Source organism: Ruegeria sp. C12, assembly GCF_056537745.1.
In genome coordinates this window covers 208456-233858 of record NZ_JBQFSA010000006.1, presented here as the reverse complement: position 1 = coordinate 233858, position 25403 = coordinate 208456, and the positions used below count along the sequence as shown (strand labels likewise).

The following is a 25403-nucleotide window of genomic DNA, read 5'->3' as shown; positions in this document are numbered from 1 at the left end:
GGCCCGAGGCGGTCAGGCGTCGTCCCGGCAAATCCGGCGGAAGGCGCGTTTGAGCATCTCCAGTTCGGCGCGCAACAGCTCGACCTCGGCGCGCAGATCATCGGCGGCGGGCTCGCCCGCGATTATGGTGAAACCGCCCAGCTTTTGCGTGTTGGCCGTGTCGATGATGACAAAGCTATGAACGCCTTCGGACAGGGCGGCAACGGGAACGGGCACTGTGATGGTCCAACCGCCATCGGCGGGTGAGACCTCGACCCCAGACAAGGTTTCGCCCAGATAGCGGGCCTCGATCTGAGGCTGCGTGTCTGCCTCAAGATGGCCTTGCCAGATGCCGTTTTCAAAGCTGGATGGGGTCAAGCTGGGCTGCGTCATGTCCTGGCGTCTCACAAATCGGCGCGGTGGCGGCGGCAGAAGGTCAGATCGCGCAGAACGATGCGGTTCATGCGCGGGTTTTTAAAGATCAGGTCCAGCCAGATCTTTTCGATCCGCCGCTCGTTCAGGGGCAGATGCGCCAGATCGAAATCCACCGCCACGGGGGATACGGATAAATCCATCTGCCGCAGCACCTGTTCGGTGTTTGGCCCGTGCTGGATGTTGAGGCGTGCAAACACGCCCGAGTTCTGTTCGCTGTCAATCAACGTATCGACACGCATCAGATGTTGTTTGGTCAGATCCCGTGCGGCCTCGGGCGGCAGTTCGACGGACAGTGACAGGAATGAGCCCTCGAAGCTGAACGCCTCAACCGCCAGGCTGAACGGGGCCAGATCATCGTCGCCCCGGTTGCGGACCTGCCGCACCGCGATCTCGGATTGTGGACAGTCGTGGAACAGGGTGACCTGACCGTCAATCCCGGCCTTGCGCGGGGCCGAGGCCACACCCGGTCGGGCCAGAGGTCCGCGCCACAGGTCCGGGCGCCAGGACCAGTCGGTGCCGACGGGTTTGGGAAACTGAACCGAGCCAATCTGGGGACGGATAAGACGCCCATCGGCAATATGGATCAGCTTGTTCAGATGGGCCCGCAGCCCGCGGGCCTGATCGCGCTGAAGCCGCAGTTTGGACTGCGGCACATCCTGCGCCTGCTGCGCGGCGGTGCGCCAACGCTGCATGGCCCGTCGATGAATATAGCGATCCAGAATCCTGCCCATGGTCCCATCGTCCGAAGTTGTACCTCTTTAGTCAAAGACGCGGTGCGGGACAAACCCGGAATGGCACAGTAGGGGGCGAATATTCACCAATCCTGAAGACGCACCCCCGCAGGCCCCGATTTCGTGCCAAGAAACACCCCAAGCGTTCTTGTATTACGCGGGGCCAGTGCTTACCGTCTGCCACCTGACTTAAAGTGGGTCTTTCTTAGGAACCTCGGCGCAACAATTTCATTACAGACAAGGCCAGTGCATGGAACCCACTCTGTTTTCGTTTATTTGGAAATACTCGAAGAAACAGCAACTTGTGCTGCTGGTTCTGACCGTTTTGTCATTTCCGTTCCTGTATGCCTCGCTGGAATTGCCCAAGCAGATCATCAACGACGCCATTGGGGCGCCGGGGGATACGGTGACCCTGTTGGGGATCACCTTCACACAGGTCCATTACCTGATGATCCTGTGTTGCGCCTTTCTGGCCACCGTGATCGCAAGCGGGTTGATGAAAATGCGCATCAACACGATGAAGGGCGTTCTGGCCGAGCGGATGCTGCGCCGGTTGCGGTTCACGCTGATCAACCGATCCATGCGTTTTCCAAAATCCTACTTTGCGACGACAAGCCAGGGCGAGCTGGTCTCGATGATCACCTCCGAGGCCGAGCCGATGGGCGGGTTGATGGGCGACGCCATTGCACAGCCGGTGTTCCAGTTCGGCCAGATGATGACCATCGTCACCTTCCTGTTCATGCAAAGCGTCTGGTTCGGGTTGGCCAGTATCGCCCTGATCCCTCTCCAGGCCTGGCTGATCCCCAAGCTGCAGCGCCAGATCAACCTGCTGAACAAGGACCGCATTCAGGAGGTCCGGCACCTGAGTTCCGAGATCGGCGAAAGCGCCGCCGGGATCAGCGATCTGCGCACCAATGGCGGCTGGCGCTATCGGCTGGCGCAGTTCAGCCACCGGCTGGGGAACCTGTTCGAGATCCGGTTCAAGATCTACAACAAAAAGTTCTTCATGAAGTTCCTCAACAATCTGATCACTCAGATGACGCCGTTTCTGTTCTATTCCGTCGGCGGCTATCTGGCGATCAAGGGCGAGATCACGGTAGGCGCTCTGGTCGCGGCCCTTGGGGCGTACAAGGATCTGAGTGGCCCGTGGAAGGATCTTCTGACCTATTACAATCAGGTGCAGGACATGTCGCTGCGCTGGGAAATCGTGACCGAGCGGTTTGCCCCGGACAACATGATCCCCGAGCATCTGTTTGACGGCGAACCCGAGACGATCCCGCATCTGAATGGCGATATCGAGTTGCGGAACGTAACGGTGCGGGATGGTGATGGTAAAACCATCCTTGAGGACCTTGATCTTGTCATCCCCAACGGCGCGCGCGTGGCAATCCAGTCCACCCACGCGTCCGAGCGCAGCGCTTTGGGTCAGCTGCTGACGCGCGAGATTCTGCCGGTTCAGGGTGACGTGATCATGGCCGGGTACGATTTGCGCGAATTGCATCAGTCGGTTATCGCGGCGCGCATCGGATATGCCTATTCGCGCCCTTATCTGTTTGACGGAACGCTGGGCGACAACCTGATGATGCCCCTGCGAACGCATCCCCAGCCTGAAAGCGACGACAAGAAGGCCCCGACGCGGCGACAGATCGAATCCGCGCGCTCGGGCAACCCTACGGATTCGCTCAGCGATGAATGGATCGATCCGGGTCTCGCGGGGTTGGAGAATATCGACGATATCCGCAATTGGTGGTTCGAGCTGGTCGAGGCGATGGGCATTGACGAATTCATGTTCCGCCGGACGCTGGGGTCGCGCTTTGATCCTAAGCTGCATCCCGTTCTGGCGCAGGAAATCGTCAATTTGCGGGACACCATTGCCGAACGTCTGCGCGAAAAGGGGTTGGACAAATATGTCTATCGGTTCGATCCCAACCGCTTTAACCCGGCTGTCCCGCTGGGCGGCAACCTGCTGTATGCCACCCCCACACGTCATATCTCGCCCGAAAGTCTGGCCAGTGACGGGCATTTCCTGTCCATGCTCAGGGCGCATGATCTGGCCGACGACGCGATGAGCATCTCGAAGGCGGTTCTGGATACACTAAGTCGTACCTTTGGCCGGGACGGCACCGATCACCCGCTGTTCCTGCGACTGGGGATGAGTAAAGAGATGTACCACCGCTGGCTGGACATCGAAGATCGCCGCAAGGGCAAAGGCGACGGAGAGCTGAGCGATGAAGAAAGCGCATTGCTGCTGACCGTGCCTTTCCTTCTGACCGCAGAACAGATCGGCGCGGATTTCCCCGATGAATACAAGGACAAGATCCTTGCGATCCGGCAGGGGCAGGGCGAACAATTGCGCAGTTCGATGAACGGTATGTTCCTGCCGCTGTCGCCGGACATCTATATCCCTATGCTGCCGGTTCTCGAAAACGCGCTGTATGGGCGAATCTCTCTGACCGCCGGCGTCCATGCGGGCGAGATCGAGGACGTTGTGGCCGAGGCTATGAACCAGGCCGGACTGCGGCGTCGCGCGGCGGCCATTATCTACGATCTGCCATCGGGTCTGGGCGGGAACAACCTGCCAACGGTGTTTCAGGAACGCGCCGCGTTTTCGCGCGCCGGTATCAAGCGGCCAGATGTTCTGATCCTCGACAAAGCGCTGGCCAGCCACGATTCGGAAAGCCGCCTGCGCACCCGCCTGAAACTGCGCGAGCTGCTGCCGGACTCGATCATGATCTTCATGGAGGATCACTTTGCCCATCCCGAAGCCTATGATCTGTTCATCGAGATCAAGGATGGCCGGATTGACGGTGTGTCCCGCACGCAGACCCTGCACGAAGAAAGCGTCTCGGCCGATCTGAGCCGCAAGCTTGAAATCATATCGTCGACCGAGCTGTTCTCGGGCATCGACGCGCGAAACCAGCGTCTGCTGGCATTTTCGGCGCAATGGTATGATGTCGCCGCTGGTCAGATGATCTTTTCGCGCGGGCAGGTTCCGGATGCGGCGTATCTGTGCATCAAAGGCAAGGCCAATCTGGATTGGTCCGACGAGGATGGAAACCGCCGCACGATCTCGATCATCGAACCTGGTCGTCTGATCGGTGACCTGTCGATCATCACCGGAGATCTACGGCAGCTTGATCTGACCGCCACCGAGGATTGCACCTTCCTGCGCATCGGCGCGGAAGAATTGCGTGCCGTGATCGAAAGCGACGCCGGGGTTGCCGTGCAACTGTTGCAGACTGTGGCAGGTTATCTTTCCACGCTGTCCACGCGTATCAACAACGCCAAGGACCCATCGGAAATCTTCCCGGAAGTTGCGACGACGCTTCAGGATGAAAGTGCGGGCCCTGATGCCTGAGCCAACGGCCTATTCCGCGCATGCGCAACTGGTCAGCGATGCCCGTGCCCGGCCCGAGCTGTGGCGGCTGCTGGCCGGGCTGGTCATCGTCATGGCGCTGTATCTGGCACTGAACTCGGTGTTGTTTGCCTTGATCGGGGGCCTGATCCCACCGTCCGAGATCGAGGGGTTCTTGTTGGGAACCTCGACATCCGGTGCGCTTCTTTTGCTGGCCAGCTTTGGCTTTCTGACCCTGGGCGTGGCCGTTGCAGCCCGGGTGATGCAGCACCGCCCGCTCAGCGCGATTCTGGGGCCGCGACGTTTGGTCGTTCATCAGTTTTTGCGCGTTTTTGTGGCCCTTGTGCTGCTTGGAATTGCGATGGCTGTCCTGCCGCCTTATGGCATGGGCGATCCGCTGACGCCGAATTTGCCATTGTCTGTCTGGCTGATTGTGCTGCCTTTCGCCGCCTGCGCGGTGCTGATCCAGACCAGCGCCGAAGAGATCCTGTTTCGCGGCTATCTGCAACAATCGCTGGCCGCGCGGTTCAGATCTCCGCTGATCTGGATGGGGGTGCCATCGGCCCTGTTCGCCGCCGGTCACTACGCCCCGGGTCTTGCCGGTGACAACGCCCTGATCGTGGCGGTCTGGTCCTGTGTCTTCGGCTTGTTGGCCGCTGACCTGACGGCCCGGTCCGGCACCCTGGGCCCGGCTATCGCCTTGCACTTCTTCAACAATGCGGTTGCGCTGCTGTTTATCTCGCTGCCCGACACGCTCAGCGGGCTGGCCCTGTACCTGCTGCCTTATGACATGTCCGAAACCGGCATGTTGCGACAATGGCTGCTGGTGGATTTCGTCGCAATGTTTGTCGGTTGGCTTACAGCACGGCTTGCCATCAGGCGCTGATTGCATTTCTTTCCGTAGCGTCTTATTTGACGTCAACGCCGCACAAGCAAGGTTCCGACATGAACTGGATCACAAACTACGTCCGCCCCCGGATCAACTCGATCTTCTCGCGCCGCGAGGTGCCCGAAAACCTGTGGCACAAGTGCGACGAATGCGGCACGATGCTGTTCCACCGCGAGCTGGCGGAAAACCAGAATGTCTGTACCCAGTGCGGTCACCACATGGCGATCACCCCGCGTGAGCGGTTCACCCATCTGTTCGACGGCGGTATCTTCACCGAGGTCGACGTGCCCGCACCCAAGGACGATCCGCTGCACTTCCGCGATCAGAAAAAATACCCCGATCGCATGAAAGCCGCGCAGAAAAAGACCGGCGAGAAAGAGGCGATGCTGGTCGCCTCGGGTGAAATCGGCCGTACGCCGATCGTTGCCGCTGCGCAGGATTTCTCGTTCATGGGCGGGTCGATGGGCATGTATGTCGGCAACGCCATCATCGCCGCCGCGCAAGAGGCGGTGAAACTGAAGCGCCCGCTGATCCTGTTCTCAGCCGCTGGCGGCGCGCGGATGCAGGAGGGGATCCTGAGCCTGATGCAGATGCCCCGCACCACGGTGGCTGTCGAAATGCTGAAAGAGGCGAACCTGCCCTATATCGTGGTGCTGACACACCCGACGACGGGCGGCGTAACCGCGTCTTACGCGATGCTGGGCGATGTGCATATTTCGGAACCCAATGCGCTGATCTGCTTTGCCGGCCCGCGTGTGATCGAGCAAACGATCCGCGAGAAACTGCCCGAAGGCTTCCAGCGCGCCGAATACCTGCTGGACCACGGAATGCTGGACCGTGTGACCAAACGCACCGAGATGCGCGAGGAACTGATCACCATCACCCGGATGCTGATGAAACAGCCCCCCGCGATCAAGGGCGATCTGCCCGCACCGGACCCCGAAGCACCGGCGGCTGATGCCCCGGCTGAGGATACGGACAAGAAATGACCGCGCAGACATCGGACGCCATTCTCGACCGGATGATGGCGCTGCACCCCAAGATCATTGACCTGACCTTGGATCGCGTCTGGCGTCTGCTGGACGCGCTGGATAACCCACAAACCAAACTGCCGCTGGTGATCCACGTGGCCGGAACCAACGGCAAAGGCTCGACCCAGGCGATGATCCGCGCGGGGCTCGAAGGGGCAGGGCTGTCGGCGCATGCCTACACATCACCGCATCTGGCACGGTTCCACGAACGCATCCGTCTGGCCGGAGAACTGATCTCGGAACCCGATCTGACGGCCGTGCTTGATGAATGCTACGCGGCCAATGGCGGCGAAAACATCACCTATTTCGAGATCACAACCTGCGCCGCCCTGCTGGCCTTTGCCCGCGCGCAGGCGGACTATACCCTGCTTGAGGTCGGCTTGGGCGGTCGACTGGACGCCACCAACGTGATCGAACAGCCCGCGGTCACGGTGATCACACCGGTCTCGATCGACCACGAACAGTTTCTGGGTAACACACTGGCGAAGATCGCGGCGGAGAAAGCCGGGATCATCAAGCGTGGTGTGCCCTGCATCGTCGGCCCGCAAGACGACGAGGCGATGGAGGTCATCGAACAGACCGCCGCCCGCCTCGGCGCGCCGCTGATTGCCCACGGCCAGCACTGGCATGTGGCCGAGGAAAACGGACGCCTGATCTATCAGGACGAAACCGGCCTGCGCGACCTGCCGCTGCCCAATCTGTTGGGCGCGCACCAGATCCAGAACGCGGGCGCGGCGCTGGCGGTTCTGCGGCACCTGAACCTGGGCGACGATGCCTATGAGGCTGCGGTGACCAAGGCCGAATGGCCCGCCCGGATGCAACGCCTGAAAACCGGGCCGCTGGTCGAAGCCGCGCCGCAGGCCGAGCTTTGGCTGGATGGCGGGCACAACGCCGCCGCAGGCATTGCATTGGCGGATGTGCTGGCCAAACTGCCCAAACGCCCGACCCACATGATCTGCGGCATGCTGAACACCAAAGACGTGACCGGCTATCTCGCCCCGCTGGCGGCGCAGGCCGAAACCCTGACTGCCGTGTCGATCCCCGGTGAAACAGCCACGCTCAGCGCCGAAGACACCGCTGCGGCTGCGACGAAAGTCAATCTGCCCGCCACCACAGCCAGCAGCGTTGCAGATGCGCTGAACTCCATCGTGGCCCAAGATCCACAAGCCCGCATCCTGATCTGCGGCTCACTCTATCTTGCGGGCAATATCCTGCGCGAAAACGGCTGAGGCGATCCGCCCGCAGGGCTTCATCTGGCTAAAAATACCTCGGGGGGCCGCCAAAGGCGGCGGGGGCAGCGCCCCCTAAGCCCCCCAATCCTCAGCCTGCATCTCTCTCAGGCGCGAGGCGGTACGTTCGAATTCAAACGTTCCTTCGCCCTCGACATACAGCATTTCGGGCTCGGCGGCGGCAGAACAGATCAGCCGCACCTTCGCCTCGTACAAAGCATCGATCAGCGTGACAAAGCGCTTGGCTTCATTGAAATTGTTGCGCGACAGGCGGGGGATGTCTTCCAGCACCAGAACCTTCACCTCAGCGGCAATGGCCAGATAATCCGCCGGGCCCAGCATCCGTCCGCACAGGTCATAAAACGAAGCCCGCGCGATCCCGTTGCGGAACTGGGGCAGCTCGACCGCCCGTCCCTTGACCTGCAACACCAGCGGATCGGCCGGACCACCGGCCAGATCGCTCCAGACCGCGCGGATGCTCTGCCGGGCTTCGGGGCCAATCGGCGTGAAATAGACCGGCGCGCCCTCCAGCCGGTTCTGGCGGTAATCGGTGGGTGAGACCAGTTCCCACACCTGCAACTGCTCTTTGATATGCGCGATGAAAGGCAGAAACAGCTGCCGGTTCAGCCCGTCCTTATACAGTTCATCCGGATGACGGTTCGAGGTCGTCACGACCACAACCCCGCCCTCATGCAGCAGATCGAACAACCGCCCGACGATCATGGCGTCGGTGATATCGGTGATCTGCATTTCATCAAAGGCCAGCAAACGCACGGATTTCACGACCGCTTGCGCAACAGGGGCAAGCGCATCCTCAACCCCGTCCTGCCGCGCCTTGTGCATCCCGGCATGAATTTCCTGCATGAAGGCATGGAAATGCACGCGCCGCGCGGGGATGTCCTGCAAACTGTCGACGAACATATCCATCAGCATGGACTTGCCACGCCCAACACCGCCCCACAGGTACAATCCCTGCGGTGCAGGTGGCGCCTTGCGAAACAACCCGCGTTTCACCGGCGCGGCCAGCGCGGCGCGGATCCGTTCGAAATGTGGCAGAACAGCCTCTTGCGCGTCGTCGCGGGTCAAAATGCCTTCGGCAATGCGGGTGTCGTAAAGCGAGATCAAATCCGTCATAAACCCGAGCCTTACCTTTGACCCCCAGGCTTGAAAAGCGTCATTTCGGACAATGCATCAATTTTGCGGGATCGTTGTGGTGCCCAGGTGAATGGCCCGCCCAATTGCCAGAAGGTCACGGCGCAGGCGCAGGAATTCTGTTTCAGGCCAACATAACCCGACAGGGAAGAAATACCGAAACTACAGGTTTCGAACCCCGTCCGATGTCAGGGAGCTGACCAAATCGGCATAGTCTTCGCGGGCTTTTGGCCCCGCGCCGGAATTCCACATGTAATACCAGTTCAGCATCCCAAAGACAGACATGGTGGCCCCGCGCAGCTTGTCCTTGTCATCGCCAAAGGATTTCGGCGACAGGTCCCTCAGAATGTCGCGCATGAAATTCACCAGATCCATCTGATAGCCGCGCAGGCGCTTCTGCTGATCATCTGTCAAAGCGCTCATGCCGCTGATCTGGACCCGGTGTTCGTCATCCGCACCCTGATAGGCAAACAGGATCTCGCGCACGGCCTTGTGCAGCTTTTCCTCAGGGTCCAAGCCGTTCAGATCGACGTTGCAAATCCGGTCGCGCAGTTCCCGCAGATAGGTTTCAAGGATGTCATACAGGATGGCATCCTTGCTGTCGTAGTAATGATAGATGTTGGCCTTTGAGATCCCGCATTCCTTGGCCAGCAAGGTCATCGAGGCGCGGTCAAACCCCTGATCGGCAAACACTTTGGCCGCCATTTTCAGGATCTGCTTGCGTTTCTGGTCGTGGTCTTTGGCAATTGTCCGGGCCACGGCTTATTCCTTGTCGCGATTGTCGATGACGCGCTTCGCCTTGCCCTGAGAGCGTTCGACGTCGCCGGGGTCACCTACAACAATTTCCGTGGAAACGCCAACGACGTCCTTGATCCGCTTGGTCAGCATTCGCGCCGCGGCAGTCTTGGACAGCTCATCGGTGGAATCCAGCGCCGCCTCGACAAAGACACGCATGGCGTCCATGCGACCGGATTTATAGAGTTCGATCTGGTAGTAGGGCGCAAGGCCGCCGGTCGCCATCACCTGTTCCTCGATCTGGCTGGGGAAGACATTGACGCCGCGCAGGATCATCATGTCGTCGCTGCGCCCAGTGATCTTGGCCATCCGGCGCATGGACCGCGCCGTGCCCGGCAAAAGGCAGGTCAGGTCACGTGTGCGATAGCGGATCATCGGCAGACCTTCCTTGGTCAGGGTCGTGAACACCAGTTCTCCGGTTTCGCCGTCGGGCAGGACCTCGCCGGTTTCGGGGTTGATGATTTCGGGCAGGAAATGGTCCTCCCAGATCACCGGGCCATCCTTGGTTTCAACGCATTCATTGGCGACACCGGGACCCATGATTTCGGACAGGCCGTAGATATCGACCGCGTGCATGTCAAAGGCGGCCTCAACCTCGGCCCGCATGGCGTCCGTCCAGGGTTCTGCGCCGAATACACCCACCTTCAGCGAGCTTTCGCGCGGGTCCAGCCCCGCTTTGTGGAACTGTTCGAGGATATTGAGCATATAGGACGGCGTCACCATGATCCCGTCGGGCCGGAAATCATGGATCAGGCTGACCTGCTTTTCGGTTTGCCCGCCTGACATGGGTACCACGGTCGCGCCCAGCCGTTCGATCCCGTAGTGGGCCCCAAGACCGCCGGTGAACAGCCCATAGCCATAGGCATTGTGCACCATGTCCCCCTTGCGCAGCCCCGACGCGCGCAGGGACCGTGCGCCCAGATCGGCCCAATTGTCGATGTCGGATTTTGTGTAACCCACCACGGTCGGTTTGCCCGTCGTGCCGGATGAGGCATGCAGGCGAATGATCTCGCTGCGTGGGACGGCGAACAGGCCAAACGGGTAATTGTCGCGCAGGTCGTTCTTGTAGGTAAACGGAAACTTCGCCAGATCGGAGAGCTGTTGCAGATCGTCAGGATGCACGCCCGCCTCGTCAAAGCGCTGCCGATACATCGGAACGTTGTCATAGGCGTGGCGTACCGACCATTTCAGGCGCTCAAGCTGTGTGGCGCGGATTTCGTCGATCGAGGCGATCTCGATCGGGTCCAGGTCCGCCCGGTTCGGGGAAAGGTCTTCCATCGCGTGCCTCCTCTGGTCGCGAAGCTATTCTTCGAAATTCTGACCACCAATCGCGCGGGACATGCCACGAAACTCGGCGATCAGAGTGTTGTCCTGGTTGGTAACGCGGACGTCGTAGATACCGTTGCGGCCCGCAACGGTGACTTCGGTCGCGGTCGCGGTCAATTGGTCGCCCTTTTTTCCGGGGGCGAGAAAGCTGATCGTCGTATGCTGCGCGACGGTTGCCGTGTTGCGGCTGTTGCAGGCAAAGGCAAAGGCGCTGTCGGCCAGCGCATGGGTGACGCCCCCGTGGCACATGCCGTGCCCGTTACAGTGATGGGGCGCGATGGTCAGGGTCAGGACTGCGCGGCCTTCATCGACCTCGGCGATCTCCATCCCGAACCATTTGCTGGCCTCATCATTGGCCCACATTGCGGCGGCGGATTTTTCGGCGCGTTCCTTTGGGGTCATCCTTAGCGTCCTTGAAAATTCGGTGCGCGTTTTTCCAGGAAGCTGGAAACACCCTCGGCATAATCCGCGCTTTCACCGCAGGTTTTCATCGCATCTGCTTCGATCTCAAGCTGATCGCTCAGGGATGTGGTGGCCGCGGTTTGAATGCAGTGTTTTGTCAGGCCAAGTCCAAGAGTGGGGCCGTTGGCGAGTTGCGCGGCAAGCGCGCGCGCCTCGTCCATCAGTTGATCATCGGGCAGCGCCTTCCAGATCAGCCCCCAGTCTTCGGCCTGTTTCGCGGTAAGCGGTTGCGCCGTCAGGGCCAGACCCTTGGCGCGAGCCTCACCCAAAAGACGGGGCAAGTGCCAACTGCCGCCGGTATCCGGGATCAGACCGACTTTGGAGAAGCTTTGGATGAATTTTGCGCTTTCCCCGGCCAGAACCATGTCGCAGGCCAGTGCCAGATTTGCGCCCGCGCCTGCGGCGACGCCGTTCACGGCGCAGATCACGGGAAAGTCCATCGACCGTATTAAACGGACCAGCGGCGCATAGAAACTGCGGACCGTTTTGCCCAGATCGGGCGGGCCGTCCATTTTCGACGGGTCGCGGTCGCCGAGGTCCTGACCAGCACAGAAGCCACGCTCGGCTCCGGTCAGCAGGATCGCCCTAGCCCCATTGTCGCGCGCAGATTTCAGCGCGCTCTGCAAGGCAAAGTGCATCTCTTCGTTGAACGCATTCAGCTTGTCGGGACGGTTCAGGGTTATTTCGGCCCAGTTCCCGTTGTCTTGCACAAGAATCGTATCGCTCATGACTGTCCCACCCGGTCCCGTTCCAACTTAATCATTGCATTAACCGAACGGTTGGTCAATATATAAACCCGAACCGATTCCGGGCCGATCAAAGGAATAGCTCATGTCGCTGGTGCGTGTTGATTTCAGGGGGGACGTGGCCTGGGTCACGGTTGACAACCCGCCGGTGAACGCAACCTCGACCGGGGTGCGGCAGGGGCTCTCCGATGCGGTTGACGCGGTCAAAGGCGCGCGCGTGGCGGTGCTGTGCTGCGCGGGCAGAACCTTTATCGCGGGCGGAGATATGTCCGAATTCGATGCGCCGCCGGTTGAGCCGCATTTGCCGGATGTAGTGCAGAAAATCGAAGACAGTCAGGTGCCGTTCATTGCCTGCATGCACGGCAATGTGCTGGGCGGCGGGTTGGAGGTTGCCATGGCCTGCGCCTGGCGGATTGCCGCGCCGGGTACAGGCTTTGGTCTGCCCGAGGTCAATGTGGGCCTGATCCCCGGGGCAGGGGGCACGCAACGCTTGCCGCGTCTTGTGGGGATGCAGGCTGCAATCGACATAGCGTGCTCGGGAAAAATACTAAAAGCCGAGGCTTTGGCCGAACTTGGGGGCGTGGATCTTGTCGCAGGAGACCCCAAGGCCGCGATCCCCGATTTTATTGCCAACCTGCCCGAACGTCCGATCCCTGTCAGCCAGCGCCCCGTGGCAGATTTTGCGCCTGACCTGCTGGACATCAGCCGCCAGGACCTGAAGAAACGCGCCAAAGGGCAGCAATCGCCGCTGGAGAACCTGACCGCGCTGGAATGGTCTGCCGAGCCGTTTGCAACAGCACAGCCGAAAGAGCGTGCCCGCCATCTGGACCTGCGCCAAAGCGCTGAAAGCCGGGCCCTGCGCCACGCCTTTTTTGCGGAACGCAGCGTGGCGAAACCCGCGGTGATCAAAGGCGCAACCGCGCGCGACATAAGCCGGATCGCTGTTGTCGGCGGGGGGCTGATGGGGGCCGGAATTGCCACCGCTGCCCTGAACGGTGGCCTGTCGGTCACTTTGATCGAACGGGACTCGGATGCGGCGGCAACGGCGCACAACCGGGTCGAGGGTTTGCTGCAGGGGGCCGTCAAACGGGGTAAGATGACCGAGGTGCAGCTTCGGGATCGCCTTGCCGCCTTCCGTGCCGTGGACAAGTACGCCGAGGCCGCCGATGCAGAACTTGCGATCGAGGCGGTATTCGAAGACCAGTCCGTCAAGCAACAGGTATTCGTGGAACTGGCCCGCCATATGCCCCAAGACGCAATTCTGGCGACCAACACGTCCTATCTGGACCCGCGTGAGATCTTCGAGGGCATTAAAAACCCGTCTCGCTGCATTGGTCTGCATTTCTTTAGCCCGGCCCATGTCATGAAGCTGTTGGAGATCGTGAAGACCCCGCACACCTCGGCCGAAGTGATAGCAACCGGGTTTGCGCTGGGTAAAAAGCTGCGCAAGATCTCGGTTCTGTCGGGCATTTGCGACGGGTTTATCGGCAACCGCATGCTGGCCGCTTACCGGCGCGAGGCCGATTATCTGCTGGCGGACGGGGCGCTGCCCTATCAGGTGGATCGGGCCATGCGGGCGCTTGGAATGCCCATGGGGCCGTATGAGTTGCAGGACTTGACCGGCCTTCAGATCGCCTGGGCCAATCGCAAGCGCAATGCTGCAACCCGCGATCCGGGCGAACGCTATGTGACCATCGCGGACCAGCTGTGTGAAATGGACCGGCTTGGCCAGCGCACGGGAAAAGGGTGGTATCGCTACGAAGATGGCAAGCGCGAGCCGATCCGCGATCCAGAGGTTGAGGCGCTGATCGAAGCCTATTCCGCGCAGCAGGGCATTACTCGCCGCGCTTTTTCGGATGACGGGATCTCCTCGCGCATACTCGCCGTGCTGGCGAATGAGGGGGCGTTGATCCTCGAAGAGGGGATCGCGGAAAACACCGAGGCCGTCGATATGGTACAAATCCAAGGATACGGCTTTCCGCGCTGGCGCGGTGGGCCGATGGCCTATTGCAAAGAGATCGGGCCGGACGTCACCCGCGCAACCATGGCAACCGTCGCTGCAGAAAGTCCGGGGTCTTGGCGCATCGCTGAAGGGCTTGAGGGTCTTTAACATGTTGATGGTTACAAAAGCGACCATTAACGCATTTGCGAGTCATGTTTCACAGGGAGGAGACAGAACCATGAAACTTACCAAGTTGAGCACGCTTTTGGCCTCGGCCGCGCTGGCCGTTTCGGGCACCGTAGCGCTGGCGGCGGATTACACGCTGACCATTTCCAGCTGGGCCCCGCCGACCCATGGTATCAACGCCAAAATGTGGCCGAAATTCGTCGAGATGGTTGAAGACGCCACCGATGGTCAGGTGACTGCCGAATTGAAACTGGGTCTTGCCCCTCCGCCCGCGCAGATGGACCTGATCATGGACGGCGCGGCGGATGCATCGATCATCTTCCACGGCTATCAACCGGGCCGGTTCGTCACCACCAAAATGATCGAACTGCCCGGATATGAAGGCTCGGCCGAGGATGCCTCGGTTGCCTATTGGCGCACCTATGACCAGCACCTCAAGGCAGCGGATGAACATCGCGGGGTGAAAGTGATCGCCCTGCATACCCATGGCCCGGCGCAGCTGCATTCCAGCAGCCCGGTAACCGCGCTGGACGAGGTCTCGGGCCTCAAGGTTCGTATTCCGGGCGGTGTTGGCGGTGATGTCGGCACGGCGCTGGGGGCGACCGGTATTCAGGTGCCTGCGCCGAAAGTATACGAAACACTGGCCTCGAAAGCGGCCGATGGCGTGGTCATGCCCTTTGAATCCCGCAAGGGCTTCAAGCTGACCGAGGTGGCGCAGAACGTCTACGAGGTTCCGGGTGGTCTGTATCGCGGGTCGTTCGCCTTCATCATGAACGAGGATACCTTTGCCGATCTGCCCGCCGACCTGCAGGCCGCGCTGGAAGAGAACGTCTTCGGCGAACCGCTCAGCCGCGAGATCGGCAAGATCTGGGATGAGATTGACGCGATTGGCCGGGAAGCCACCGAAGGGACCGAGGGTAATGCGATCAACACGGCCTCGGCTGAGGATTTGGAGAAGTTCAATGCAATTGCAGTGGATGTGCGCGCCAAGGTGATTGACGAGGTCAACGGTGTCGGCGTCGATGCGCAGGCCGCCTATGACATGATCGTCAATGAAATGGCTGCGCAATAACGCGCTTTGGCTGGCGGGATCGATCCGCCAGCCAGTTTCACCCACCGGGGACCAATCATGCAATCTCTCGTGACCTTTGCGCGTCGCGTCAGCATCATTCCGACGGTGCTGGCCTGTGTGGCGCTGTTCATCCTGATGGTGATGACCTTTTTCGACGTCATCCTGCGCTCTGTCTTCAATGCTCCGATTGAGGCCGCGACCGAGCTGACGCGGATTCTGATGGCGATCCTGGTGTTCTCGGTCCTGCCGATGATCTCGGCGGGGAAGGGGCAGATCGCGGTGGACCTGACGGACGGGATATTCTCGCGCCTGCGGCTGAGCCGGGTGCGCGATGCGATTGTCTATCTGGTGTCCGGCATCATGCTGATCTGGCCAATCCAGCGGGTTTGGGTTCTGGCGGAGCGCGCGCGGGATTATGGTGATGTCACCGAATACCTGTCGATCCCGGTTTTCTACGTGGGTTGGTTCATCGCCGGTTTCACTGCGATCACCGCCGTCGCAATGATCATCACCGGCCTTCTGCAGATCTTTGCCCCTCACGCTTTGTCGGAGCACGCCTGATGACTGCCGCACTGATCGGTTTTGCCCTTGTTCTTGTCCTCGTGCTGCTGCGGCTGCCCATCGTGTTTGCAATGGGCCTGGTCGGGACGCTGGGCTTTGCCTATGAACGCGGCGGCAGCATCTTGTCCGAGCGCGGGTTGAAGGCCGCGATGTCGATGGTCGGTCGTCAGATCACCGACACGGCGCAGGATTACGGCCTGTCGGTTGTCCCGTTGTTCATCCTTATGGGCCTGTTCGTGAACAAAGGCGGTCTGGCGCGTGAACTTTACGCGGTTTCGAACGCGTTTCTGGGGCACTTTCGCGGTGGTATCGCCATGGCGACGGTTGCGGCCTGCGGCGGGTTCTCGGCCATTTGCGGTTCGTCTCTGGCAACGGCTGCAACCATGTCCAAGGTCGCCATGCCCGAAATGCGTCGCTACCGCTATTCGGATGAGCTGTCGACAGCGTCGATTGCGGCAGGCGGCACGCTGGGCATCCTGATCCCGCCTTCGGTGATCCTTGTGATCTATGGCCTGTTGACCGAAACCTCGATCGGCAAGCTGTTCGTCGCGGGTATCATTCCCGGTGTGCTGGGCATCCTGTTCTACCTGTTTGCCGTGCGGTGGACGGTTTGGCGCAGGCCCGAGTCCGGCCCGGCGGGCGAACGCCATGGCTGGGGCGAGCGTCTGTCAGCACTGCGCTCGGTCTGGGCCGTGTTGTTGCTGTTCTTTCTGGTGATCGGTGGCCTGTATGGTGTGTTCGATTTCTACCCGCTGAACCTGACCTTCAGCCCGACCGAGGCTGCGGGCATGGGTGCAATGGGCGCGTTCCTGATCGCACTGTCCCGTGGTGGGCTTACGTTGGGGTCCACCTTTGAGGTGCTGAAAGAAACCTCATTTACGGCGGCGGCGCTGTTCTCGGTTCTGATCGGGGCGCAGATCTTTTCGAATTTCATCAACCTTGCCGGTCTGCCCGAAGCCTTGATCGCCTTGGTCACGGCGTATGAGGTGGAACCCTTCGTGGTCATCCTGATGATCCTCGGGATCTATATCATTCTGGGCTGCGTCTTTGAATCGCTGTCGATGTTGCTGCTGACAGTGCCGATCTTTTTCCCGTTGGTCACGTCGCTGGGCTATGACCCGATCTGGTTCGGTATTGTCGTCGTTGTCGTCACCGAGATCAGCCTGATCACGCCCCCTGTCGGTTTGAACGTGTTCATCCTGAAAGGCGTGGTCGGCGATGTATCGACCGGTACAATCTTCAAAGGGGTCACGCCGTTCTGGGTGGCGGATATCTTCCGTCTGGCTCTGATCGTTCTTGTGCCCTGGCTGGTACTGGTACTGCCCGAACATATGGGGGCGATGGGTCACTGATGTTTTCTCTGACCGCATTGCCACAAGGTTTCCACGCGGACCCGTATCCAATCTACGCCACGCTGCGCGAGGACACGCCGGTCTGCTGGCAGCCCGACGGATCTGTGGTTCTGTCGCGATATGATGATCTGGATCTAGTGTATCGGGACACGGACCGGTTCATATCTGATAAAAAGGCGGTTTTTGGCCCCAAATACGGGGTCGACAGCCCTTTGTTTGAACATCACACGACCAGCCTGGTGTTCAACGACCCGCCCCTGCACACCCGTGTTCGCAAGGTGATGGTCGGCGCGATGAACCCGCGGGCTTTGGCGCAGATGGAGCCGGGGCTGATCCAGCTGGTCGATGGGTTGCTGGACGAGATGCAGGCGAAGGGCACGGTGGAACTGATCGAGGATTTTGCCGGTGCGATCCCGATAGAAATCATCGGCAACCTTTTGGGCATTCCACGGTCCGAGCGGGGGCCGCTGCGCGATTGGTCTTTGGCCATTCTCGGCGCATTGGAGCCCAAATTGACGCCAGAGCAGGAAGAATGGGGCAACCGCTCGGTATCCGACTTCAAGGATTTCCTGAGGCATATCGTAGAAGACCGCCGCGCCAATCCCGGAGACCCCGCGACGGATGTCCTGACGCGGCTGATGCAGGACGACACCGATGGCGGGCTGACCGAGGTCGAGCTGTATCAGAACTGCATTTTCATCCTGAATGCGGGGCATGAGACCACCACCAACCTGATCGGCAACGCGCTAGAGTTGCTGGACCGCCACCCCGACAAACGGGCCGAGTTGCTGGCCGACCCCGATCTGATCACCACCGCAGTGGATGAGTTTCTGCGGCTGGAAAGCCCCAACCAGTTTGGCAATCGTTTGACCACCCAAGACGTGTCGTTTCACGGAGAAACAATCCCGGCCGGGACCGACATTCACCTGTGCATCGGCGCGGCCAACCGCGACCCTCGGCAGTTCGACCGGCCCGATGCTGTCCAGTTGAACCGCCGCCCCAACAAACATCACGCCTTTGCCGGTGGACCCCATACCTGCGTCGGCCTGACCTTGGCGCGGATGGAGGGGCGCGTTGCGGTCGGGCGTTTTCTGACGCGGTTCCCCAACTATCGTATCACGGAAGGTGCCGAACGCGGCGGGCGGATCCGGTTTCGCGGCTTCGCGCGACTGCCCGCGCAGGTTTGAGATGTTTGGTTCAGGGGAAGCGGCTCGGGAATTTATTGACCGACCGTACGGTTTAAAATATCATTTCGTCAGACCGGCAAAGGGCTGCGCGAAGATCGCCATGCAGATGAGGAGACGCTCATGACCATCCAACAGATTTCCAGCTTCGCAGCCGGTGAGTGGGTTTCGCCCGGCGAAGGGGCCCGCACCATTGCCAGCGCTGTCACGGGCGAGGTGATCGCCACGGCGGGCAACAGCGCGTTGGACGTGCAGGCGATGTTGGACCACGCGCGCAACGTCGGCGGCCCGGCCTTGCGCAAGATGACATTTCACGAGCGGGCCAAGATGCTCAAGGCGCTGTCTCTGCATTTGGGTCAGCACAAGCAGGCCCTTTATGACCTGTCCTTCAACACGGGCGCCACGCAATCGGATCACCTGATCGACATCGACGGCGGTATCGGCACGATGTTCGTCTTTGCCTCGAAAGGCCGGCGCGAGATGCCGGACGGGCATGTGTATCTGGATGGTGAGGTCGAGCAGCTATCGCGCAATGGTACCTTTCTGGGTCAGCACATCTGCACCCCGCTGCATGGCGTGGCGGTTCATATCAACGCGTTCAACTTTCCTGTCTGGGGGATGTTGGAAAAGCTGGCACCGACCCTGTTGGCGGGTGTTCCGGCGATTGTGAAACCAGCGACGAATTCCTGCTATGTGACTGAACTCTGTGTCCGGCTGATGTTGGACTCGGGTTTTTTGCCAGCGGGCGCGCTGCAACTGGTCTCGGGCGGGCTGGGCGATATGCTGGATCGCCTGACCATGCAGGACGTGGTCAGTTTCACAGGGTCTGCCGATACTGCTCTGAACCTGCGGTCCAACCCTGTAATCTTGCAGAACTCGGTGCGCTTTGTGGCGGAACAGGACAGCCTGAATTGCTCGATCCTCGGCCCGGATGCGCAGCCGGGCACGCCGGAATTTGACCTGTTCGTCAAGGAAGTTCAGCGTGAAATGACCACGAAAGCGGGTCAGAAATGCACCGCAATCCGCCGGATCATCGCGCCCGAGTCGCAAGTGCAGGCGGTGATCGAGGCGCTGTCCGCGCGGCTGGCCAAAACGGCCATCGGAGACCCAAAGCTGGAGACCACGCGCATGGGCGCGCTGGTCTCGACCAGTCAGAAACGCGACGTTCTGGAAAAGGCCGCGATCATCGGGCAAGAGGCCGAGCGTGTCTTTGGCGACCCGGATGATTTCACGGTCGATGGCGCGGATGCCGAGAAAGGCGCGTTTCTGCCGCCCATGCTGTACCACTGCGCCAACCCGGACACGGCACAGCGCGTGCACGACACCGAAGCCTTTGGTCCGGTCAGCACAGTGATGGGGTATCGCGATCTCGACCATGCGATCGAACTGGCGAACCGGGGGCAGGGGTCGCTGGTGGCGTCGGTTATCACCCATGACCCGGATGTGGCGCGGCAGGTTGCGATGGGGGCGGGGGCCTATCATGGGCGGCTTTACTTCAACAATCGCGACTCGATGACCGAATCCACCGGCCACGGCTCACCCTTGCCGCATATGGTCCATGGCGGACCCGGTCGCGCCGGGGGCGGCGAAGAAATGGGCGGCGTGCGCGGTGTGAAACACTATATGCAGCGCACCGCCATTCAGGGTTCACCCGATCTGCTGACTGCGATCGGCGGCAAATGGGTGCCGGGTGCTGCTGAAATCGAAGGTCCCGCACATCCCTTTACCCGCAGGTTCCACGACCTTGCGATTGGTGAGACCATCCACACCGACCCGCGCACCATCACGCTGGAGGACATCGAACATTTTGCCCATTTCACCGGTGATACGTTCTACGCCCATATGGATCAGGCCGCAGCGGAACGAAACCCGTTCTTCCCGGGCCGTGTCGCGCATGGCTATCTGCTGCTGTCCTTTGCTGCGGGGTTGTTTGTTGAGCCGAACGAAGGGCCGGTTCTGGCCAATACCGGCCTGGACGGGTTGCGCTTCATGAAACCGGTCGAGGCGGGGGATACGATCAAGGTGCGCCTGACGGTCAAAAGCAAGACCAAGCGCAATGACGAATATGGCGAGGTTCGCTGGCATGTCACCCTGACCCAGCAGGATGATGATATGGTCGCAGAGTACGAATTGCTGACCATGGTCGCCTACTAGACCCACAAGGCCGGATGGAAATTCCGTCCGGCCCGATTATACTTGGCCTATGAAAGATACGGCTCCTGATTGGTTCGAAACCTGCGTCAGCCAACTGACCAACACGGGCACGCAGCGGGTGTGGTCGGTTCTGGTTACGATTTTTGGCGATCTGGCGCAGAACGGGTCGGATCAGGTGAGTGGTGCGCTGATTACCACGCTCACCGCTCTGGCCGGGATCAAGGCCGAAGCGACGCGTGTCGCGCTGCACCGGTTGCGCAAGGAAGGTTGGATCGAAAGTACGCGGGTGGGGCGGAACAGTGTGCATCGCCTCACCGAATTCGGCCGCAGCCAAAGCGCGGCTGCCGCGCCGCGTATCTATGCCCGCGAAACGACTAAGCCTGATGTGTGGCATGTGCTGATTGCCAGCAATACCGAGAGTTCCCGGAAAGAATTGTCGGATTTGATGCTGACTGGAGATTATATCTCGGTGAATCCCACAACAGCCATGGCGCCCGGCCCGATCCCGGACGGGCTGGAGGAGTTGCTGGGCATCGAAAGCATCACCATCGCGGCACCCGATTGGCTGCGTGATCTGTGCGGGCCAGAGGCCCTGAAAACGGCGTATGACCAGTTCTGGAACTCGATTCAGGGTGTCGAACACCTTCTGCCCGCAAAAGGGGTGAACGATGTGCTGCGAACTGCCGTGTTGCGCGTTTTGATCGTGCACGGGTGGCGGCGTCTGATCCTGCGCCACCCGGCCCTGCCACCTGCGTTTCTGCCTTCGGATTGGAAGGGGGAAGAGTGCCGCGAGGCGGTCTTTCGGTTGCTGGACAAGCTGCCCCGCCCCGATCTTGCAACATTGGAAGCCGCGCTGGACGATTGACGCAGGGCCGGTTGCCCAGACCTGTGAAGGCACAAAACCAGCGGCTTGGGTTGGTTCGACCATTGTGGCGGCATAGGCATGGATAATCATGTTACACAATATGCGAAGCAGGCGATGATATGGTAACATAAGGCTTGCCTCGAATCGGATCTGCATTTATTAACCGACCAGACGGTTAATGACGGTTCCTGCGAACAGGAGACATTACAGATGGACGCATTCATTTGCGACGCGACGCGCACTCCGATTGGACGGTATGGCGGAGCGTTGTCTTCTGTGCGCACGGATGATCTGGCCGCCATCCCGCTGGCCGCCCTGAAGGCCCGCAATCCCCAGGTTGACTGGGCCAGCGTGGATGATGTGATCTATGGCGACGCCAATCAGGCAGGTGAAAGCAACCGCAATGTGGCACGCATGGCCGCGCTATTGGCCGGGTTGCCGATTGACGTTCCCGGAACAACGATAAACCGCCTGTGTGCCAGCGGCATGGATGCTGTCGGAATGGCCGCGCGTGGGATCAAAGCGGGGGATTACGATCTGGCCATCGCGGGCGGTGTAGAAAGCATGTCGCGCGCGCCGTTTGTGATGCCCAAGGCGACGTCCGCCTTCACGCGCAGCAATGCGGTGTATGACACAACGATTGGCTGGCGCTTTGTGAACCCCAAGATGCAGCAGGAATACGGCATCGATTCCATGCCGCAAACCGCTGATAACGTGGCCGAGGATTACGGGATCAGCCGCGAGGATCAGGATGCCTTTGCCGCGCGCAGCCAGGCCCGTTGGCAGGCCGCGCATGCAGCGGGCGTGTTCAGGGACGAAATCACCCCGGTCTCGATCCCGCAGCGCAAGGGCGATCCGATTGTCTCGGACACCGACGAACATCCGCGACCGGGAACAACGGCAGAAAAGCTTTCGGGTCTCAAAGGGGTGAACGGGCCGGACAAGACGGTTACGGCGGGAAATGCCTCGGGCGTGAATGATGGGGCCGCCGCGATCCTGATGGCGAATGAGGCGGCAGCGGCAAAGAACGATCTGACCCCTATGGCCCGCGTGGTGGGCATGTCGGTCGCGGGGGTAGAGCCGCGCGTCATGGGGATCGGCCCGGTGCCTGCGACGCGCAAGGTTTTGGCTCGTGCGGGGCTGCGCATCGAACAGATGGACGTGATAGAGTTGAACGAAGCCTTCGCGTCCCAGGGGCTGGCGACGCTGCGGGAACTGGGCCTGCCCGATGATGCACCGCACGTAAACCCGAATGGCGGCGCGATTGCGCTTGGCCATCCCTTGGGCATGAGCGGCGCGCGTCTGGTGCTGACCGCGGCCTATCAGTTGAAACGAACCGGGGGCCGCTATGCGCTCTGCACCATGTGTGTGGGTGTCGGGCAGGGCGCGGCCCTTATTCTTGAACGCGTGTGACGGAGGAGACGGAACATGTACGCTCAGATGGTAAAATCCGAAGCGTCGGACGACGATCCGGAAAAGCTGGCGGAATTTCAGGCGCGGATCGACGCGGATATCAAGATCGAACCCAAGGACTGGATGCCTCAGGCCTATCGCAAGACCCTGATCCGCCAGATCGGGCAGCACGCGCATTCCGAGATTGTGGGCCAACTGCCTGAAGGCAACTGGATCACGCGCGCGCCAACGCTGGAGCGTAAGGCGATCCTTCTGGCCAAGGTGCAGGATGAGGCCGGACATGGGCTGTACCTGTACTGCGCGGCCGAGACATTGGGGGTCAGTCGCGATGAACTGACCGAGATGCTGCTGGACGGGCGCATGAAATACTCGTCAATCTTCAACTACCCGACCTTGAACTGGGCCGATATCGGCGCGGTCGGGTGGTTGGTCGACGGGGCTGCGATCATGAATCAGGTGCCGCTGCAGCGCACGTCTTATGGCCCTTATTCCCGCGCCATGATCCGCATCTGCAAGGAAGAAAGCTTTCACCAGCGTCAGGGCTATGACGCGATCCGCAAGATGGCCGAAGGCACGCCCGAGCAGCGCAGGATGGCGCAGGACGCGCTGAACCGGTTCTGGTTCCCGTCGCTGATGATGTTCGGACCGTCCGACAAGGATTCCGTGCATTCGGCGCAGTCGATGGCGTGGAAGATCAAGATCAACACCAATGACGAGCTGCGTCAGAAATTCGTCGATCAGACCGTGCCGCAGGCCGAGTATCTGGGTCTGACCATCCCCGACCCGGACCTGAAATGGAACGAGGACCGCGGGCATTACGATTTCTCGGAACCCGACTGGTCCGAGTTCTTCGACGTGCTCAAAGGCAACGGCCCCTGCAACGTGGATCGTCTGGCCGCCCGCAACAAGGCCTGGGATGACGGCCAGTGGGTCCGCGACGGGCTACTGGCCCATGCCCGCAAGAAACGCGCCGGCAATCTGGCGGCGGAATAAGCTTGCCCAAAGGAGGAAACCCGATGAACAACGAATGGCCCCTGTGGGAAATCTTCATCCGCGGCCAGCATGGGATGAGCCACCGGCATGTCGGTTCGCTTCATGCGCCCGACGCGGAAATGGCGATCAAGAACGCGCGCGACGTTTACACCCGCCGCAACGAAGGCGTTTCGATCTGGGTGGTCGAAGCCAACAACATCTCGGCCTCTTCACCCAGCGACAAAGGCCCGCTGTATGAACCCAGTGAAAGCAAAGTGTACCGCCACCCGACCTTCTTCGACATTCCCGAAGACGTGGGGGCGATGTAATGAGTGTTTCGGTTTCCAACGACGCTTTGCTGCAATTCCTGCTGCGGATGGGGGACAATACCCTGATCCTGGGCCACCGCGTCAGCGAGTGGTGCGGCCATGCGCCCGTGCTGGAGGAGGACATCGCGCTGGCCAATACCGCGCTGGACCTGATCGGACAGACCCAGATGTGGCTTGGCCTTGCGGGCGAGGTCGATGGCGGCAAAAGCGCCGATGATCTGGCCTTTCTGCGCGATGCCTGGGATTTCCGCAATGTGCTGCTGGTCGAGGTGCCGAACGGCGATTTCGGCCGTACGCTGATGCGCCAGTTCCTGTTCGACGCATGGCATTCGATCATGCTGGGGCGTCTGATGACATCCTCGGACGAGCGGGTTGCGGCCATCGCCGCGAAAGCCAGCAAAGAAGTTACCTATCATCTGGAACGCTCGGGCGACACGGTGGTGGGCCTTGGTGACGGGACCGAGGAAAGCCACGCAAGGATGCAGGAGGCGCTGGATTACCTGTGGCCTTACGTGGGCGAGATGTTTGTCAGCGACGATATCGATGCCCAGATGGTTGCAGCGGGGATCGCGCCGAACCCGTCCGATCTGCGCGCCGAATATGACGCTTTGGTTGAACTTGTTTTGACCAAGGCAACGCTGACCATTCCGGACAACCGCTTTGCCCATAAGGGCGGGCGCGATGGGCGGATGCATACCGAGCATCTGGGCCACCTGCTGACACAGATGCAATGGTTGCAACGCGCCTATCCCGGCGCGAAGTGGTGAGATGTGATGCAGGCCTCGACCGAACAGATCTGGGGCTGGCTGGATGCCGTTCCCGACCCCGAGATCCCGGTGATCTCGGTCGTGGATCTGGGCATTGTCCGTGATGTGCGGTGGGAGGCTGAGACGGTGGTTGTTACGGTCACACCAACTTATTCCGGCTGCCCGGCGACGTCGGTGATCAGCATGGATATCGAAACCGCCCTGCGCGATCATGGGATAGGGGATGTGCGGATCGAAACCAGCATCGCCCCCGCCTGGACCACCGATTGGCTGAGCGATAAGGGCCGCGCCCGGTTGGAAGACTATGGCATTGCACCGCCGCAACCGGCGGGCGGCCCGGACCGGTGCCCCCATTGCGGCAGCAAGGCGGTCGAGAAGGTCAGCCAGTTCGGCTCGACCCCCTGCAAGGCCCATTGGCGCTGCACCGATTGCCTGGAACCCTTTGACTATTTCAAGTGCATCTGAGGAGGAGCACC

Annotated in this window: 23 protein-coding genes; 16 read left to right on the top strand and 7 right to left on the bottom strand. The window is 60.7% G+C overall.

All coding sequences use genetic code 11. The annotated features are described in order from the left end of the window. Positions 1–12: 12 nt before the first annotated feature. Together ACR0C9_RS13565 and ACR0C9_RS13560 are read right to left on the bottom strand one after the other, a co-directional pair. Positions 13–372 (bottom strand): Ig-like domain-containing protein, encoded by a 360-nt coding sequence (locus ACR0C9_RS13565; protein WP_170453899.1) that lies wholly within the window; start codon positions 370–372, stop codon positions 13–15. An 11-nt stretch (positions 373–383) separates the two neighbouring features. Beyond that, entirely contained in the window at positions 384–1145 is a 762-nt protein-coding gene (locus tag ACR0C9_RS13560; RefSeq protein WP_480626644.1) for a DUF6478 family protein, read from the bottom strand. Between the two features lie 250 nt (positions 1146–1395). Here ACR0C9_RS13560 and ACR0C9_RS13555 point away from each other — a divergent pair, with 250 nt between their 5' ends. Genes ACR0C9_RS13555 through ACR0C9_RS13540 form a run of 4 tightly spaced genes read left to right on the top strand, consistent with a single transcriptional unit; the run spans position 1396 to position 7649 of the window. Next, positions 1396–4503 (top strand): ABC transporter transmembrane domain-containing protein, encoded by a 3108-nt coding sequence (locus ACR0C9_RS13555; protein ID WP_480781245.1) that lies wholly within the window; start codon positions 1396–1398, stop codon positions 4501–4503. Further along, positions 4496–5386, top strand: coding sequence for a CPBP family intramembrane glutamic endopeptidase (locus ACR0C9_RS13550; protein WP_480781244.1), 891 nt, complete (start codon positions 4496–4498; stop codon positions 5384–5386). Before ACR0C9_RS13555 ends, ACR0C9_RS13550 begins: the two co-directional genes overlap by 8 nt. Positions 5387–5445: 59 nt before the next feature. Further along, positions 5446–6378: an acetyl-CoA carboxylase, carboxyltransferase subunit beta gene (accD, locus tag ACR0C9_RS13545; RefSeq protein ID WP_480781243.1), complete on the top strand. Its 933-nt coding sequence runs from the start codon at positions 5446–5448 to the stop codon at positions 6376–6378. Then, positions 6375–7649 (top strand): bifunctional folylpolyglutamate synthase/dihydrofolate synthase, encoded by a 1275-nt coding sequence (locus tag ACR0C9_RS13540; RefSeq protein WP_480781242.1) that lies wholly within the window; start codon positions 6375–6377, stop codon positions 7647–7649. Before accD ends, ACR0C9_RS13540 begins: the two co-directional genes overlap by 4 nt. Positions 7650–7724: 75 nt before the next feature. Here ACR0C9_RS13540 and zapE read toward each other — a convergent pair whose 3' ends face one another. The 5 genes from zapE to paaG all read right to left on the bottom strand — a co-directional run bounded on the left by zapE (position 7725) and on the right by paaG (position 12112). Then, complete coding sequence (gene zapE / locus ACR0C9_RS13535; protein ID WP_480781241.1) at positions 7725–8783, bottom strand: cell division protein ZapE; 1059 nt, start codon at positions 8781–8783, stop codon at positions 7725–7727. Between the two features lie 180 nt (positions 8784–8963). Then, entirely contained in the window at positions 8964–9560 is a 597-nt protein-coding gene (locus ACR0C9_RS13530; RefSeq protein ID WP_170453892.1) for a TetR/AcrR family transcriptional regulator, read from the bottom strand. A 3-nt stretch (positions 9561–9563) separates the two neighbouring features. Beyond that, positions 9564–10874: a phenylacetate--CoA ligase PaaK gene (gene paaK / locus ACR0C9_RS13525; protein ID WP_170736007.1), complete on the bottom strand. Its 1311-nt coding sequence runs from the start codon at positions 10872–10874 to the stop codon at positions 9564–9566. 24 nt (positions 10875–10898) lie between these two features. After that, complete coding sequence (gene paaI / locus ACR0C9_RS13520; RefSeq protein ID WP_170453890.1) at positions 10899–11324, bottom strand: hydroxyphenylacetyl-CoA thioesterase PaaI; 426 nt, start codon at positions 11322–11324, stop codon at positions 10899–10901. 2 nt (positions 11325–11326) lie between these two features. Then, entirely contained in the window at positions 11327–12112 is a 786-nt protein-coding gene (paaG, locus tag ACR0C9_RS13515; RefSeq protein ID WP_480781240.1) for a 2-(1,2-epoxy-1,2-dihydrophenyl)acetyl-CoA isomerase PaaG, read from the bottom strand. A 103-nt stretch (positions 12113–12215) separates the two neighbouring features. On the opposite strand from paaG, the gene ACR0C9_RS13510 reads away from it, so the two are divergent. From ACR0C9_RS13510 to paaD, 12 genes are all read left to right on the top strand, one after another. Then, entirely contained in the window at positions 12216–14240 is a 2025-nt protein-coding gene (locus tag ACR0C9_RS13510; RefSeq protein ID WP_480781239.1) for an FAD-dependent oxidoreductase, read from the top strand. A gap of 70 nt (positions 14241–14310) precedes the next feature. After that, complete coding sequence (locus ACR0C9_RS13505; RefSeq protein WP_480781238.1) at positions 14311–15330, top strand: TRAP transporter substrate-binding protein; 1020 nt, start codon at positions 14311–14313, stop codon at positions 15328–15330. A 57-nt stretch (positions 15331–15387) separates the two neighbouring features. Further along, positions 15388–15891 carry a TRAP transporter small permease gene (locus tag ACR0C9_RS13500; protein ID WP_480584814.1) on the top strand — a complete coding sequence of 168 codons (504 nt, stop codon included), beginning with the start codon at positions 15388–15390 and terminating at the stop codon, positions 15889–15891. Next, positions 15891–17243, top strand: a complete 1353-nt coding sequence (locus ACR0C9_RS13495) for a TRAP transporter large permease (RefSeq protein WP_170453885.1) — start codon at positions 15891–15893, stop codon at positions 17241–17243. The genes ACR0C9_RS13500 and ACR0C9_RS13495 overlap by 1 nt, the downstream gene beginning before the upstream one ends. Further along, positions 17243–18430: a cytochrome P450 gene (locus tag ACR0C9_RS13490; RefSeq protein WP_480781237.1), complete on the top strand. Its 1188-nt coding sequence runs from the start codon at positions 17243–17245 to the stop codon at positions 18428–18430. The genes ACR0C9_RS13495 and ACR0C9_RS13490 overlap by 1 nt, the downstream gene beginning before the upstream one ends. 120 nt (positions 18431–18550) lie before the next feature. After that, positions 18551–20581, top strand: coding sequence for a phenylacetic acid degradation bifunctional protein PaaZ (paaZ, locus tag ACR0C9_RS13485; RefSeq protein ID WP_480781236.1), 2031 nt, complete (start codon positions 18551–18553; stop codon positions 20579–20581). 49 nt (positions 20582–20630) lie between these two features. Next, complete coding sequence (locus ACR0C9_RS13480; protein ID WP_480781235.1) at positions 20631–21446, top strand: PaaX family transcriptional regulator C-terminal domain-containing protein; 816 nt, start codon at positions 20631–20633, stop codon at positions 21444–21446. Positions 21447–21656: 210 nt separating this feature from the next. Then, a complete protein-coding gene (pcaF, locus tag ACR0C9_RS13475) occupies positions 21657–22859 on the top strand; it encodes a 3-oxoadipyl-CoA thiolase (protein ID WP_480626654.1) in 1203 nt (400 codons plus the stop codon). Positions 22860–22874: 15 nt separating this feature from the next. After that, a complete protein-coding gene (gene paaA / locus ACR0C9_RS13470) occupies positions 22875–23852 on the top strand; it encodes a 1,2-phenylacetyl-CoA epoxidase subunit PaaA (RefSeq protein ID WP_480781234.1) in 978 nt (325 codons plus the stop codon). Between the two features lie 23 nt (positions 23853–23875). Continuing rightward, positions 23876–24160, top strand: a complete 285-nt coding sequence (paaB, locus tag ACR0C9_RS13465; RefSeq protein WP_170453879.1) for a 1,2-phenylacetyl-CoA epoxidase subunit PaaB — start codon at positions 23876–23878, stop codon at positions 24158–24160. Beyond that, positions 24160–24927 (top strand): 1,2-phenylacetyl-CoA epoxidase subunit PaaC, encoded by a 768-nt coding sequence (gene paaC, locus ACR0C9_RS13460; RefSeq protein WP_170622214.1) that lies wholly within the window; start codon positions 24160–24162, stop codon positions 24925–24927. The genes paaB and paaC overlap by 1 nt, the downstream gene beginning before the upstream one ends. A gap of 6 nt (positions 24928–24933) precedes the next feature. After that, positions 24934–25392, top strand: a complete 459-nt coding sequence (paaD, locus tag ACR0C9_RS13455) for a 1,2-phenylacetyl-CoA epoxidase subunit PaaD (protein WP_170622213.1) — start codon at positions 24934–24936, stop codon at positions 25390–25392. The last annotated feature ends 11 nt before the right edge of the window (positions 25393–25403 follow it).

Excerpts from the sequence above, each read along its gene's own strand:
- ACR0C9_RS13565 (WP_170453899.1), bottom strand. The coding sequence starts at position 372 with ATGACGCAGCCCAGCTTGACCCCATCCAGCTTTGAAAACGGCATCTGG.
- ACR0C9_RS13560 (WP_480626644.1), bottom strand. The coding sequence starts at position 1,145 with ATGGGCAGGATTCTGGATCGCTATATTCATCGACGGGCCATGCAGCGT.
- ACR0C9_RS13555 (WP_480781245.1), top strand. The coding sequence starts at position 1,396 with ATGGAACCCACTCTGTTTTCGTTTATTTGGAAATACTCGAAGAAACAG.
- ACR0C9_RS13550 (WP_480781244.1), top strand. The coding sequence starts at position 4,496 with ATGCCTGAGCCAACGGCCTATTCCGCGCATGCGCAACTGGTCAGCGAT.
- accD (WP_480781243.1), top strand. The coding sequence starts at position 5,446 with ATGAACTGGATCACAAACTACGTCCGCCCCCGGATCAACTCGATCTTC.
- ACR0C9_RS13540 (WP_480781242.1), top strand. The coding sequence starts at position 6,375 with ATGACCGCGCAGACATCGGACGCCATTCTCGACCGGATGATGGCGCTG.
- zapE (WP_480781241.1), bottom strand. The coding sequence starts at position 8,783 with ATGACGGATTTGATCTCGCTTTACGACACCCGCATTGCCGAAGGCATT.
- paaK (WP_170736007.1), bottom strand. The coding sequence starts at position 10,874 with ATGGAAGACCTTTCCCCGAACCGGGCGGACCTGGACCCGATCGAGATC.
- paaI (WP_170453890.1), bottom strand. The coding sequence starts at position 11,324 with ATGACCCCAAAGGAACGCGCCGAAAAATCCGCCGCCGCAATGTGGGCC.
- paaG (WP_480781240.1), bottom strand. The coding sequence starts at position 12,112 with ATGAGCGATACGATTCTTGTGCAAGACAACGGGAACTGGGCCGAAATA.
- ACR0C9_RS13510 (WP_480781239.1), top strand. The coding sequence starts at position 12,216 with ATGTCGCTGGTGCGTGTTGATTTCAGGGGGGACGTGGCCTGGGTCACG.
- ACR0C9_RS13505 (WP_480781238.1), top strand. The coding sequence starts at position 14,311 with ATGAAACTTACCAAGTTGAGCACGCTTTTGGCCTCGGCCGCGCTGGCC.
- ACR0C9_RS13500 (WP_480584814.1), top strand. The coding sequence starts at position 15,388 with ATGCAATCTCTCGTGACCTTTGCGCGTCGCGTCAGCATCATTCCGACG.
- ACR0C9_RS13495 (WP_170453885.1), top strand. The coding sequence starts at position 15,891 with ATGACTGCCGCACTGATCGGTTTTGCCCTTGTTCTTGTCCTCGTGCTG.
- ACR0C9_RS13490 (WP_480781237.1), top strand. The coding sequence starts at position 17,243 with ATGTTTTCTCTGACCGCATTGCCACAAGGTTTCCACGCGGACCCGTAT.
- paaZ (WP_480781236.1), top strand. The coding sequence starts at position 18,551 with ATGACCATCCAACAGATTTCCAGCTTCGCAGCCGGTGAGTGGGTTTCG.
- ACR0C9_RS13480 (WP_480781235.1), top strand. The coding sequence starts at position 20,631 with ATGAAAGATACGGCTCCTGATTGGTTCGAAACCTGCGTCAGCCAACTG.
- pcaF (WP_480626654.1), top strand. The coding sequence starts at position 21,657 with ATGGACGCATTCATTTGCGACGCGACGCGCACTCCGATTGGACGGTAT.
- paaA (WP_480781234.1), top strand. The coding sequence starts at position 22,875 with ATGTACGCTCAGATGGTAAAATCCGAAGCGTCGGACGACGATCCGGAA.
- paaB (WP_170453879.1), top strand. The coding sequence starts at position 23,876 with ATGAACAACGAATGGCCCCTGTGGGAAATCTTCATCCGCGGCCAGCAT.
- paaC (WP_170622214.1), top strand. The coding sequence starts at position 24,160 with ATGAGTGTTTCGGTTTCCAACGACGCTTTGCTGCAATTCCTGCTGCGG.
- paaD (WP_170622213.1), top strand. The coding sequence starts at position 24,934 with ATGCAGGCCTCGACCGAACAGATCTGGGGCTGGCTGGATGCCGTTCCC.